Origin of the sequence: Romboutsia lituseburensis (assembly GCF_024723825.1) — a bacterium.
Lineage (GTDB): Bacteria > Bacillota > Clostridia > Peptostreptococcales > Peptostreptococcaceae > Romboutsia_F > Romboutsia_F lituseburensis_A.
The window spans coordinates 3,183,867-3,197,559 of sequence record NZ_JANQBQ010000001.1; the positions used below are offsets into that span (position 1 = coordinate 3,183,867).

The following is a 13,693-nucleotide window of genomic DNA, read 5'->3' on the forward strand; positions in this document are numbered from 1 at the left end:
AATTAAATATTCAAAGATTTATTAAATTATATTTTTTGTTATAAAATACTAAAATTTGTTAACACTTATAAGTAGCATTTAAATTGTACTTGGAGGTTTGATATGATTAGTATAAGAACGGATTTAGCTTTAGAAGCTAGAGAAATGTGTGAAGATGAACATTCATCAAAAGAAATACCTGGAGTGAAATTAGATAAAAAAGAATTAGAAAATTGTACAGTAACAAAAGTTGAAGTTATAGATGAACAAGGATCTCAAATAATGAACAAGGGTATAGGTAAGTACATAACACTAGAAAGTAACTTAATGAAATTTGATGATGATGAATCAAGAGAAGAAATAATAGAGTACTTAAAAGAAGAACTAATTGAAATTTTAGGACAAGATAAAACTAAAAAAACTTTAGTCATAGGATTAGGTAACTGGAATATAACATCAGATGCACTTGGTCCAAAAGCAGTATCTAAGACATTAGTTACTAGACATATTTTTAAAAATTATAATAAAGATTATGATGATGATTTTACAGAAGTTGCAGGGCTTAGCCCAGGAGTTATGGGACTTACAGGTATAGAAACTAGTGAAATTGTTAAATCAATAGTAGATAAGATAAAACCTGATAGAGTAATAGCAATAGATGCTTTAGCATCTAGAAAGATGGAAAGGGTAAATACTACTATACAAATATCAACTGCAGGTATAGCACCTGGAGGTGGAGTTGGAAATAAAAGAAAAGCATTGAATAAGGAATACTTAGGGGTAGATGTAATAGCAATAGGTGTTCCTACTGTTGTAGACGCAGCCACATTAACTAGCGATGTTCTAGATTTAGCGATAGATAATCTAATGACTCAATCAGAAGGAGTAGAAGACTTTTATAAAATGTTAAAGCAATTAAAAGAAGAAGAAAAATATCAGCTAATAAAAGATTCACTAGATCCATACGATAAAAATTTAATTGTTACACCAAAGGACATAGATGAAACAATTGAGAATTTATCAATAATAATAAGCGAAGGATTAAATAGGTCTCTTCATCCAGGTAGAATCACCAAATAAGGAGGAGAAAGTATGTTAAAAAAGCGCATTAAGACATTGGTTATGTCATGTGTGTTAGTTTGTATTTTACCTATAACTTCTATAGCTATGGATAAGGATGAATTTCTAAAATTCTTAGTTAACTCATCATACCCAGAAAGTAAAGAAGAAAGTGGGATAAAAGAATATAAAGAAAATGCAAATACTCAAAAATATGAAAAAGATTATATGAAATTTCATGTAGGTGAAGAAAATATACCTACAATAAATAATGAAAATCAAAAAGAAGAAACTACAAATAATGCAGATAATGCAAACAGCTCAATTGCAGCAAATAGCTCAAAATATATAAATGATGTAAGAGTGACTAAAGATCAGCCTAGAATACTTTTATATCATACTCATACAGGAGAAACATATTCGAATTCCCCAGGAGGTAATTATCATTCACAAGATAAGCCTAATTCAGTATTAGAAATAGGTACTATGCTTACAGATGAATTAACAAAAAGAGGATGGGGCGTAGTACATAGTTCTAAGTATCATGACTATCCATCATTTAATGGAGCATATATGAGTAGTAGACAAACATTAGATGCTTTAATGCCTAAATATCCAAGTGTAGATATAGCAATAGATTTGCATAGGGATGGACGAGACTTAACGGATTCAGTAGCTATGAAAAATGAACATGAAAGAGCAACATCTACCTATAAAGGAGAAAGTGTAGCTAAGTTTTTATTTGTAGTTGGAATGAAAAATGAAAATGTAAGTCATGTACAGGGATTAGCAAATGATATAACATCATATGCAATGAAGAAATATCCAGAATTAGTTTTACCTGTTGTAAAAAAACCATATGGTAAATTTAATCAATCAGTAGCACCTAACCATCTGCTTATAGAAGTAGGAAGTAATGGTACTACGATTCAAGAAGCTCAAGCTAGTGTTAAATATATAGCAGATGTTTTAGACGGATATTTTAAAACAAAGTAAATACAGTACTAATAGGAGAAACTCATGAGTAGATTAGAAAAAACTGTACAAAAAAAAAATAAACGGAAAAAATGGAGATTTATAACCAAAGTACTATTTATTTTGTTAATGAGCATAAATTTATGTATTTGTATAATTATAGTTGATCAAAATGCAAAAGCTATGCTAGGAGAAGATGTCTACCAAATAGAGCCTATTATAAAAGAAATGAGATCATTTATAGAAGACAAAGTGGGATATCTAGATAATATTACCAAAGAATTAATGTCTCAGATAAACAAATAATATTAAAAATAAGACTTATTAAAAAGATAAGTCTTATTTTTTGTCCATGTTATTTACATAAAAGAGGATATATTATAAAATAAAAGTTATGATAATAATAAAGGAGGAATTTAGGGTGGACAGCAAACAAAGCAGAACTAGGAATTTTAGTATAATAGCGCATATAGATCACGGTAAGTCTACCTTAGCGGATAGATTAATACAAAAAACAGGACTTGTTAGTGATAGAGACATGAAAGCTCAATTATTAGATAATATGGATCTTGAGAGAGAAAGAGGAATCACTATTAAGCTTCAAAATATAAGATTAGTTTATAATGCTAAGGATGGAAATGAATATTACTTAAACCTTATAGATACGCCAGGTCACGTAGATTTTACATATGAGGTATCAAGAAGTTTAGCAGCATGTGAAGGTGCTTTATTAGTAGTAGATGCAGCGCAAGGTGTTGAAGCACAAACTTTAGCGAATGTTTATTTAGCATTAGATCAAGATTTAGAAATATTACCAGTTATAAATAAAATAGACCTTCCAAGTGCTAGACCTGATGAAATAAAAACAGAAATAGAAGATATAATAGGTATTGATGCAAGTGAAGCACCTCTTGTATCTGCTAAAAGCGGCTTAAATATAGAAGATGTATTAGAAACGATAGTTAAGAAAGTTCCTGCCCCACAAGGTGATAAGGAAGCTCCATTAAAGGCTCTAATATTTGATTCTTATTACGATGCATATAAAGGTGTTGTAGCTTATGTTAGAGTGTTTGAAGGTACTGTTAAAAAAGGTATGACAATAAAAATGATGAATACTAACAAAAAGTTCGAAGTAACTGAAGTTGGTGTTATGGCCCCAGGTCAAACTGAGCTTGATGGACTTTATGCTGGTGATGTTGGATACATAGCAGCGAGTATAAAGGATATAAGAAGTTGTCAAGTTGGAGATACAATAACGGATGCAGATAATCCAACAGAAATACCTATGCCAGGATACAAAAAGGCTACACCAATGGTTTATTGTGGTATATACCCAGGCGAAGGTGAAAAATATGAAAATGTAAGAGACGCGCTTGAAAAATTACAGGTAAATGATGCAGCTCTTGAGTTTGAAGCAGAAACATCAGCAGCATTAGGATTTGGATTTAGATGTGGATTCTTAGGTTTACTTCATATGGAAATAATTCAAGAAAGATTAGAAAGAGAGTTTAATCTTGATATTATAACAACTGCACCATCTGTTATATATAAAGTTACAAAGACTGATGGAGAACTTGTAATGATACAAAATCCTGCAAACTTGCCAGAGGTATCTGAAATAAAACAAATAGAAGAGCCTATAGTTAAAGGAGATATAATAGTTCCTAAGGATTATGTAGGTATAGTTATGGAGCTTTGCCAAGAAAGACGTGGAAACATGATAAACATGGAGTACATAGATGAAAAAAGAGTTATGCTTCACTATGATTTACCACTGAATGAAGTTGTTTATGACTTCTTTGATGCATTAAAATCAAGAACTAGAGGGTATGGTTCTCTAGATTATGAAATGAAAGGATATGTTCCTTCAACTCTTGTGAAGCTTGATATATTAATAAATAAAGAACAGGTAGATGCACTTAGCTTTATAGTACATGAAACTAGAGCATATCCTAGAGGAAAATCAATGTGCGAGAAGTTAAAGAATGAGATACCAAGACATCAATTCCCTGTGCCAATACAAGCTGCTGTTGGTAATAAGGTAGTGGCTAGAGAAACTATAAGTGCACTTAGAAAAGACGTTCTTGCTAAGTGTTATGGTGGAGATATATCTCGTAAGAAGAAACTTCTTGAAAAGCAAAAAGAAGGTAAAAAACGTATGAGACAAGTTGGATCTGTAGAAGTTCCTCAAAAGGCGTTTATGTCGGTATTAAAATTAGATGAATAATTTATTAAAAATTAATAAATTTTATTTTAGCTCATAGAATTAAATTCTATGAGCTTTTTTAGATTTAAGATAATTATTATACTTAAAAATTTGTGGTTAAATTTTAGATTTAAGTAAAATTTATGTTAACTAGATAATAAAATATATTGATTATATAGGTAAAATCTACTATTAAAAATATAATTTATATAATTCCAATTAGTTAACTTACTCTTAACACTGAAAATTTAAGTTTCATGCTATAGTCAAAATATGGAAAATTATTTAGGATAGATATCTATTAAAACATTTTATACATAATTTTCATGAAAAATGTCATTTTTAATAAATACATAAAACTTGGGAATAATAAATATCAAATAAATACAAAATTGTATGCATTTATACAGTAGTAAGGAGGAAATATATGAGCAATCAACTTAAAAAGACTCTAGGATTATCTGCAGCTCTTTCTACAGTAGTTGGTATGGTTATAGGATCTGGAGTGTTTTTTAAACCTCAAGCTATCTATACAGCTACAAATGGAGCTCCAGGTCTTGGAATAATAGCATGGGTTTTAGGTGGAATTATAACTATCACAGCAGGTCTTACAGCAGCAGAAGTTTCAGCTGCAATTCCAAGAACTGGAGGTATGATGGTTTATATTGAGGAAATCTATGGGCAAAAACTAGGTTTTTTAACTGGATGGATGCAAACTGTACTTTTTTTTCCAGGAACAGTAGCAGCTTTAGCTGTAATATTTGCTCAACAAGTAGCAGAGTTACTAGGATATTTACCTAGTGATATGATGGTTGTTTTACCCGTGGCAATTGGAATTATATTATTTATAGCTTTATTAAATACGATAGGTTCCTCTTTAGGAGGAACAATACAAACAATTGCAACTATAGGTAAACTAGTGCCTTTAATATTAATAATTATATTTGGATTTATAAAAGGAAATGGAAATCCAATAATTACTCCTATGGTTGGACAAGGAAAAACTGTTGCAGGTGCATTAGGACAAGTTTTAATAGCAACTTTATTTGCATATGATGGATGGATAAATGTTGGAGCTATAGCAGGTGAAATGAAAAATCCAGGTAAGGATTTACCGAGAGCTATAGTTGGAGGCTTATCTGTAGTTATGGCAGTTTATATAGTAATAAATTTAGCATATTTATGGGTAGCGCCAGCATCAGAATTAGCCACAGCCACAGCACCAGCAGCATTAGTTGCTCAAAGAGTGTTTGGATCTGTTGGAGGAAAATTAATAACTATAGGTATATTAATATCTGTATTTGGTGCATTAAATGGATATTTACTTACTGGTCCAAGAGTTCCTTATACTTTGGCTAAACAAGGAACGCTTCCAGGTAGTAAAACTTTTTCAAAGCTAAATAAAGGTGGTGTACCAGCTAATGCTATTTGGTTACTAGCAGTATTAGCATCCTTATATGCTCTTTCTGGTCAATTTAATCTTTTGACAGACTTAACAGTATTTACTATATGGGTATTTTATGTATTTACTTTTGTAGGTGTAATAAAGTTAAGAAAAGATAGACCACAGCTAAATAGACCTTATAAAGTTCCTCTATATCCAATAATACCTTTAATAGCTATAACTGGAGGTCTAATTGTTATAGTAAATCAATTGATTACAGCGACTATGATAGCTTTAGGAGGAATAATAATAACATTGATAGGTATACCTGTTTACTCAGTTACAAGTAAAAATGTAAAATAGAAAATTATAATAAAAATCTCTACTCTTTTAAGAATAGAGATTTTTTTAATATAAACATTAAATAGTAATAAATTAAATTTTTTATTATGCAAGTATTAATAAAGGTTAAATTGCAAAAAATATATTTTAGACAAATAAATAAAGTTTAAATAGAATCTTATATTATTTATATTTACCTATGGTATAAAATGGGTAATTAATATAAGATAAAATATAGAAACTTTTAAAATTTAAGAGAGGTAAATGAATGTTAGGACTTTATATACATATACCATTTTGTATAAGTAAATGTAATTATTGTGATTTTAACTCATGTAAGTTAGATTTTGATATGAAAAAAAGGTATTTAGATGATTTAGAAATAGAAATGAAATTGTATAATGATGATATTAAAAAAAATAATCTAGAAAATGAGATTACTAGTATATTTATAGGAGGTGGAACTCCAAGTATATTAAGTAGTAGTGAAATAAAAAGACTATTTAATTCAATAAAAAATAATTTTAATGTGAAAAAAGAAGCAGAAATAACTATGGAATGTAACCCAGGTACATTGACTAAAGAAAAATTAATTACTATGAAAGATGTAGGCGTAAACCGACTAAGCATTGGCTTACAAGCTGTTCAAGATTATCATTTAAAATCTATAGGTAGAATACACAGCTATGATGAGTTTGAAAAAAATTATAAGGAAGCTATAGATGTTGGATTTAATAATATAAATGTAGATTTAATGTATGCTCTTCCAAATCACAAATTTGAAGATTGGCAAGAAAGTTTGAAAAAAATAGTGAAATTAAATCCTTCTCATATATCAGCATATTCATTAATTTTAGAAGAAGGTACAAAATTATATGATATGTATGAAAATAATGAATTTGAAGTTATAGATGAAGATACAGATATTAATATGTATAATTATACAATAAATTATTTAAAAGAAAATGGATATAACCAGTATGAAATATCTAATTATTCAAAGTCACGTTTTGAATGTGAACATAATATATTATATTGGAAATGTGAACATTATATAGGTTTAGGACCAGGGGCATCAGGTTATATTGAAAATTATAGATATAATAATGTTGAAAGTCTGGATGAATACCATAATAAATTAAGCGAAAATAAAAAACCTATATCTAATTTAGAGAAATTGAGTATAGAAGATAAAATACAAGAAAAAATATTTATGGGATTAAGAATGAATGAAGGAATCAAGTTTGATGATTTTAGAAAAGAATTTAAAATAGAGTTTAAGGAAAAATATAGAAAACAAATGGACGATTTAAAGGCAAAAAAGCTTATAAATGAAAGTATAACTGGGATTAGCCTCACTCAAAAAGGAAGAGAAATATCAAATAGCGTGTTTATAGAATTTATAAATTAATCCAAAAGTGTTGACAAAGATAAAATATAATGATATATAATATATATAATCTTTTTAGCACTCGGATATAGTGAGTGCTAACAGCGTGGAGGTAATATAGTATGGAACTAAATGAAAGAAAATTAAAAATCCTCAAGGCTATAGTTAAAGATTATATAGAGACAGCTGAAGCTGTAGGATCAAGGACTATATCTAAAAAACATGATTTAGGTGTTAGTGCTGCTACTATAAGAAATGAAATGGCTGACCTTGAAGAACTTGGTTACCTTGTTCAGCCTCACACTTCTGCTGGTAGAGTTCCAACTGAAAAAGGATATAAACTTTATGTTGATTCACTTATGAGTCAGTGTGAATTAAGTAAGGAAGAAAAGTGCTTAATAGAACAATGTGTAAAAGATAATGTGGATCATATAAAGGATTTAATTCATGAAACTTCTAAGCTGTTATCTCAGCTTACTAACTATACAACGGTAGCTGTGACTAAAAGTTTAGTAAATCAGAGTGTTATCAAACATATACAGTTAGTTGAGATGAGTGATAATAAAATCTTGCTAATAGTTGTAACAGACCAAGGTGATATAAAAAATGCAAACCTTGTAACAAATGTTTATTTAGAGCAATCTAAACTAAACTTAATTTCAGATAATCTTACAAGAAAACTTGCAGGAAAAAGCATAACTGATTTAGATGAAAGGTTAATTGCATTTATAAAATATGAAATAAGTGAATATTCGGCGCTTATAGATGAGTTAATAAGTGCTTTGAATTTTGAAACATCAGAAGATGATCTTTTAGTTTCTTTAAGTGGAGCAACTAATATATTTAGTTATCCAGAATTTAATGACATATTGAAAGCAAAATCTTTCTTAAATATGCTAGAAAAGAAAGAAACAATAGCAAGTATGGTCAGGGCTAAGGGAATTCAAAAAGATAATATTAACATAATTATAGGTAGTGATAATGATTGTGAGCTAGCACAAGATTGTAGTGTAGTTACTGCAACCTATAATATAAGTAATGATTTAGTAGGTAAGATAAGCTTTATAGGGCCTACAAGGATGGATTATGCTAGGATATCAGCAATTATGAATTACATGAGCTTATTGTTTAGCAAAAAATAAATTAAGGGGTGTAATGTCTTGCAAGAAAATAACATAGAAAAAGAAGAATTAAAAGAAGAAATAGATAATTCAGCTGAAGAAACAGTTGAACAAGAAGAAACAAAAGAAGAAACAAAAGAAGAAACTAACTGTGATGATAATGTTACTGACATAAATGAAAAGTTAGAAGAAAAAAATTTACAAGATGAAATAGACAAAGTAAATGATCAATATCAAAGGCTTCAAGCTGAATATGCAAACTATAGAAGAAGAACTCAACAAGAAAAAGAAACTATAGGTTTATTTGCAAATGAAAAAATACTAAATGACTTAATACCAGTTATAGATAGTATGGAAAGAGCTTTAGAAGCTTGTGACGATAAAGAAGACTCTATGTATAAAGGCATAGACTTAGTATACAAGCAATTACAAGATACTTTAAATAAATTTGGTGTAGAAGAAATAGATGCTTTAGACCAAGAATTTGATCCAAACTTACACTTAGCTGTAATGCAAGAAGTTATAGATGGAGTAGAAGCTAATAAAGTAGTAATGGTACTTCAAAAAGGATACAAATTAGGAAGTAAAGTATTAAGAGCTAGTATGGTTAAAGTTTCTTGTTAATAAAACTTTATACAAAATACAATATAAAAATAACTTTAAAATTAATATAAAATAATTTAGGAGGAATCAATCATGGGAAAAATAATAGGTATAGATTTAGGAACAACTAACTCTTGTGTTGCAGTATTAGAAGGTGGAGAACCACAAATAATAACAAACTCAGAAGGTATGAGAACAACTCCATCAGTAGTAGCTTTTACTAAAGATGGTGATAGAATAGTAGGAGAGCCTGCAAAAAGACAAGCAGTTACAAATGCTGATAAAACAATAATATCAATAAAAACTCATATGGGAACAGATTACAAAGTAGATATAGATGGTAAAGGGTATACTCCACAAGAAATATCTGCTATAACATTACAAAAATTAAAGGCAGATGCTGAAAGTTACTTAGGTCAACCTGTAACAGAAGCTGTTATAACAGTTCCAGCTTACTTTACAGATGCTCAAAGACAAGCAACTAAAGATGCTGGTAGAATAGCAGGACTTGACGTTAAGAGAATAATAAATGAGCCAACAGCTGCTGCGCTTGCATACGGAATGGATAAATTAGATCAAGATAAGAAAATATTAGTATTCGACTTAGGTGGAGGTACATTTGACGTTTCTTTACTTGAAATCGGAGATGGAACTTTCGAAGTTTTAGCTACAGCTGGTAACAACAGATTAGGTGGAGATGACTTTGACCAAGTATTAATAGACTACTTAGCTGATGAATTCAAAAAAGCTGAAGGTGTAGATTTAAGAAATGATAAAATGGCTCTTCAAAGATTAAAAGAAGCTGCTGAAAAGGCTAAAAAAGAGTTATCATCAACAATGACAACTAACGTAAACTTACCTTTCATAACAGCTACAGCTGAAGGACCAAAACACTTAACAATAGATATATCAAGAGCTAAATTTGATGAATTAACTTCTCATTTAGTAGAAAAAACTATGGAACCAACTAGAAGAGCATTACAAGATGCTGGTTTATCTACATCTGATATAGATGATGTATTATTAGTTGGTGGTTCAACTAGAATACCAGCAGTTCAAGAAGCTGTTAAGAAATTCATAGGAAAAGAACCTCATAAAGGAATAAATCCAGATGAATGTGTTGCAGCAGGTGCTGCTATACAAGCTGGTGTATTAACTGGAGAAGTTAATGATTTATTACTTCTTGATGTTACTCCATTATCATTAGGAATAGAAACTATGGGTAACGTAATGACTAAGATAATAGAAAGAAATACAACTATACCAACTAAGAAATCTCAAGTATTCTCAACTGCTGCTGACAACCAAACTGCTGTTGATATACATGTATTACAAGGTGAAAGAAGTATGTCTTTCGATAACACTACTTTAGGTAGATTCCAATTAACAGATATACCACCAGCTCCAAGAGGAATACCTCAAATAGAAGTTACTTTTGATATAGATGCTAATGGTATAGTTCATGTTACAGCTAAAGATTTAGGTACTGGAAAAGAGCAAAAAGTAACTATAACTTCAGGAACTAACTTAAGTGAAGAAGAAATAGAAAGAAAAGTAAAAGAAGCTGAAATGAATGCTGAAGCTGATAAGCAAAAGAAAGACAAAATAGAAGCATTAAATCAAGCTGATTCTACTATATACCAAATGGAAAAAACTTTAACTGATGCTGGAGATAAAGTAGATGCAGCTGCTAAGAGTGAAGTAGAAGCTGAAATAGCTAAATTAAAAGAATTAAAAGCTAAAGAAGATGTGACAGCTGAAGAATTAAATAAAGCTATGGAAGAATTAAACAATAAATTCCACAAAATAGCGGAACAAATGTATCAACAAGCTCAAGCTACACAAAGTGAAGCTCAAGGTGCAAATGATCAATCACAAGCTAAAGATGATAATGTAGTTGATGCTGACTTTACAGAAGTAAATGATGAAAAATAGGTTACACAAATAAAGAAATTTGTATATAATTAATATAGAATTCGAAAAGAGTATCTTTTCAAAAGTATTCAGTCATTAAATTAAATAGATTAGAATACTAAAATAATAATAATAGCTTGTAGTATGATATTCTACAAGCTATTGTTTTGTAAGATGAAGGCGGTGACAAATATTGAGTACTAAAAGAGACTACTATGAGGTGCTAGGTGTAGATAAAAATGCAGATGCTCAGACACTAAAAAAAGCATATAGAAAATTAGCTATGCAATATCATCCAGATAGAAATCCTGATAATAAAGAAGCTGAAGAAAAATTCAAAGAGATAAATGAAGCTTATGAAGTGTTATCTGATGATACAAAAAGACAAACATATGATCAATTTGGTCATGCAGGAATGAATGGTCAAGGTGGATTCGGTGGCCAAGGATTTGGTGGTCAAGGTGGATTCGGCGGATTTGAAGATATATTTGGAGATATGTTTGGAGATATATTTGGCGGAGGCTTTGGCGGTTCAAGACAAAGAAGAAGAGGTCCAGAGCGTGGAGCTGATATTAGACATAGTATAGATATAACTTTTGAAGAAGCTGCTTTTGGTAAAAAAGCATCTATAAAAATTAATAGAAGTGAAGAATGTAGCGAATGTAATGGAAGTGGTGCAAAGCCAGGAACAGGAAAGAAAACTTGTCCAACTTGTAATGGTGCAGGAGAAGTTAGAACTGTTCAAAGAACTCCATTTGGTAACATAGCAAGTTCAAGAACATGTAGTGCATGTAATGGAGAAGGTGAAATAATAGAAACTCCATGTACTAAATGTGGTGGAAAAGGTCACACAAGAAAAGTTAAGACTATAGAAGTTGACATTCCAGCCGGTATAGATGATGGCCAAATGATAAAATTATCAGGGCAAGGCGAAGTAGGAAGTAAAGGTGGACCTAGAGGAGACTTATACTTAGTTATAAATGTTAAACCACATTCACTATTTACTAGAGAAGGAAATGATATATACTTTGATATGCCTGTAACATTTGTTCAAGCAGCACTTGGAGATGAAATAGAAGTTCCAACATTAGATGGTAAAGTTAAATATACTATTCCAGAAGGAACTCAGACTGGGACGGTATTTAGACTAAGAGAAAAAGGTATACCAAGAATTAGAGGTAACTCTAGAGGTGATCAGTACGTCAAAGTTATCGTAGATACACCTAAAAAATTAAACGAAAAACAAAAAGATCTTCTAAGACAATTTGCAGCAGAATGTGGAGAAGAAGTTCACGAAAAGAAAAGAACTTTCGGTCAAAAAATAGAAGATATGTTTAAAAAAAAATAAAAAAAAGCTCTAGGATATTTTCCTAGGGCTTTTTTATTTAGAAAAGTAACATGAAATTTTCAAACTCATAATATATATTATACAAAGTAGTTTAAAAAATTAAAGGTGGGGGATAAATATGGAGACCTTATTTATAGATGGTAAGAAAATTTCAACCGAACAAGAGTTACATGAATATTTGAAGTATAAGTTAAAAAAAGAGCATAATATAAATTTAGATGATATTCATCAAGATGATATATCTAGGGGAAGGAAAAAGAAACCAGTTCAACCACAAGGACCTAAACAAGTTTATTTAAAGTATATGGTTCCGTATAAAATAGAGCTAAATTCAGGTTGTAAACAAATGATATTTGGTGTTTTAGTAGATGCTCATGGTCATCCTGTCAAAAATGCAATGATAGAATTTGAAATATCTGATTATGATTTGGGTACAATGAGTTTTAGCCCTGCAATAAGTTTTGGAGATGGATGCTTTTTCACTACATTTATAGCAGAGTGTCCCGGTCGAGGGTGTCTTAAATTAACAGCTGTTGGAACGACATTGAACAAAGAGATACCAATATGTGTATATAATACTAACTGTTATTAGTAATAGAGTTGAAATTATAAAAAGAGTAAATCAAATTTGATTTACTCTTTTTACATTGAAATAATAGCTAATGTTTGAATTTGACTAAATATAGCTTGAGATAAACTATTAATAATTTCTTGATCTATATCCATATCTTTTAAAGCTAAAAATGTCATAAAAGCATTTATAACTATTTTTTCGTATATATAGAAATAAGTAGGTTTATCCATTAAATATTCTTTATTTCTTATGGATTCATTTATAATAGTAAGTTCATCTATAGTTGAAAACATAACAGCCTTGGCTGTAGTAGATTTAATTTCAGATTGCTTTAAAGTATTATATTTTTCTATTGAAAAATTATTAAAATCTATAAGAATTTTATAAATTTCTTTTGAATCTTTATTTTTTAATTCATCTTTTGTTTGCTTAGAAACAAAATGAGCTCTACTTTTTATATCATCTAATTTATCATTATAAAATTTAAGCAAAGATTTTAACTTTATATTATCTTCAACATCTTTTTCATCATCTTTAAGTTGCCAATCTTTATATTTATCAGAAACTAATTGTATATCTTGAAATAGTTTTAATGATTCTAGTTTATTCATAATAATCCCCCCTAAGTTGTTACTATTATTTTTTATAATAACAATAGTATAATCTATTAATTAAATATAATAAAGAAAATGTTTTCTATAAAAAATGAAAAGTTTTTGACAAAATAAGATATTTATAGATAAACTTAAATATTTGAACTTTTACTATTAAAAACCTTCATATAATATAGAATTAATA

Annotated in this window: 12 protein-coding genes; 11 read left to right on the plus strand and 1 reads right to left on the minus strand. The window is 29.5% G+C overall.

Annotated elements, in window-relative coordinates:
* Positions 1-102 precede the first annotated feature (102 nt).
* The 11 genes from gpr (at position 103) to NWE74_RS15450 (ending at position 12,913) form a co-directional block, all read left to right on the plus strand.
* Complete coding sequence (gene gpr, locus NWE74_RS15400) at positions 103-1,059, plus strand: GPR endopeptidase (protein ID WP_258243852.1); 957 nt, start codon at positions 103-105, stop codon at positions 1,057-1,059.
* Positions 1,060-1,071: 12 nt separating this feature from the next.
* Complete coding sequence (gene spoIIP / locus NWE74_RS15405) at positions 1,072-2,034, plus strand: stage II sporulation protein P (protein WP_258243853.1); 963 nt, start codon at positions 1,072-1,074, stop codon at positions 2,032-2,034.
* Positions 2,035-2,058: 24 nt separating this feature from the next.
* Positions 2,059-2,319 carry a hypothetical protein gene (locus tag NWE74_RS15410; protein ID WP_258243854.1) on the plus strand — a complete coding sequence of 87 codons (261 nt, stop codon included), beginning with the start codon at positions 2,059-2,061 and terminating at the stop codon, positions 2,317-2,319.
* 115 nt (positions 2,320-2,434) lie between these two features.
* Entirely contained in the window at positions 2,435-4,240 is a 1,806-nt protein-coding gene (gene lepA / locus NWE74_RS15415) for a translation elongation factor 4 (protein WP_309137292.1), read from the plus strand.
* 406 nt (positions 4,241-4,646) lie between these two features.
* The gene (locus NWE74_RS15420) at positions 4,647-5,966 is read left to right on the plus strand and encodes an APC family permease (RefSeq protein ID WP_258243856.1); all 1,320 of its coding nucleotides are present in this window, start codon (positions 4,647-4,649) and stop codon (positions 5,964-5,966) included.
* A 247-nt stretch (positions 5,967-6,213) separates the two neighbouring features.
* A complete protein-coding gene (hemW, locus tag NWE74_RS15425) occupies positions 6,214-7,356 on the plus strand; it encodes a radical SAM family heme chaperone HemW (RefSeq protein ID WP_258243857.1) in 1,143 nt (380 codons plus the stop codon).
* 101 nt (positions 7,357-7,457) lie between these two features.
* Positions 7,458-8,477 carry a heat-inducible transcriptional repressor HrcA gene (hrcA, locus tag NWE74_RS15430; protein WP_258243858.1) on the plus strand — a complete coding sequence of 340 codons (1,020 nt, stop codon included), beginning with the start codon at positions 7,458-7,460 and terminating at the stop codon, positions 8,475-8,477.
* 18 nt (positions 8,478-8,495) lie between these two features.
* Complete coding sequence (grpE, locus tag NWE74_RS15435) at positions 8,496-9,080, plus strand: nucleotide exchange factor GrpE (protein ID WP_258243859.1); 585 nt, start codon at positions 8,496-8,498, stop codon at positions 9,078-9,080.
* 72 nt (positions 9,081-9,152) lie between these two features.
* Positions 9,153-10,994, plus strand: coding sequence for a molecular chaperone DnaK (dnaK, locus tag NWE74_RS15440; RefSeq protein ID WP_258243860.1), 1,842 nt, complete (start codon positions 9,153-9,155; stop codon positions 10,992-10,994).
* Positions 10,995-11,166: 172 nt separating this feature from the next.
* Positions 11,167-12,321 carry a molecular chaperone DnaJ gene (gene dnaJ, locus NWE74_RS15445; RefSeq protein ID WP_258243861.1) on the plus strand — a complete coding sequence of 385 codons (1,155 nt, stop codon included), beginning with the start codon at positions 11,167-11,169 and terminating at the stop codon, positions 12,319-12,321.
* Between the two features lie 118 nt (positions 12,322-12,439).
* Positions 12,440-12,913: a hypothetical protein gene (locus NWE74_RS15450; RefSeq protein WP_258243862.1), complete on the plus strand. Its 474-nt coding sequence runs from the start codon at positions 12,440-12,442 to the stop codon at positions 12,911-12,913.
* Between the two features lie 50 nt (positions 12,914-12,963).
* Here the strand turns inward: NWE74_RS15450 and NWE74_RS15455 are convergent, their stop codons facing one another.
* A complete protein-coding gene (locus NWE74_RS15455) occupies positions 12,964-13,506 on the minus strand; it encodes a hypothetical protein (RefSeq protein ID WP_258243863.1) in 543 nt (180 codons plus the stop codon).
* Between the last annotated feature and the right edge of the window lie 187 nt (positions 13,507-13,693).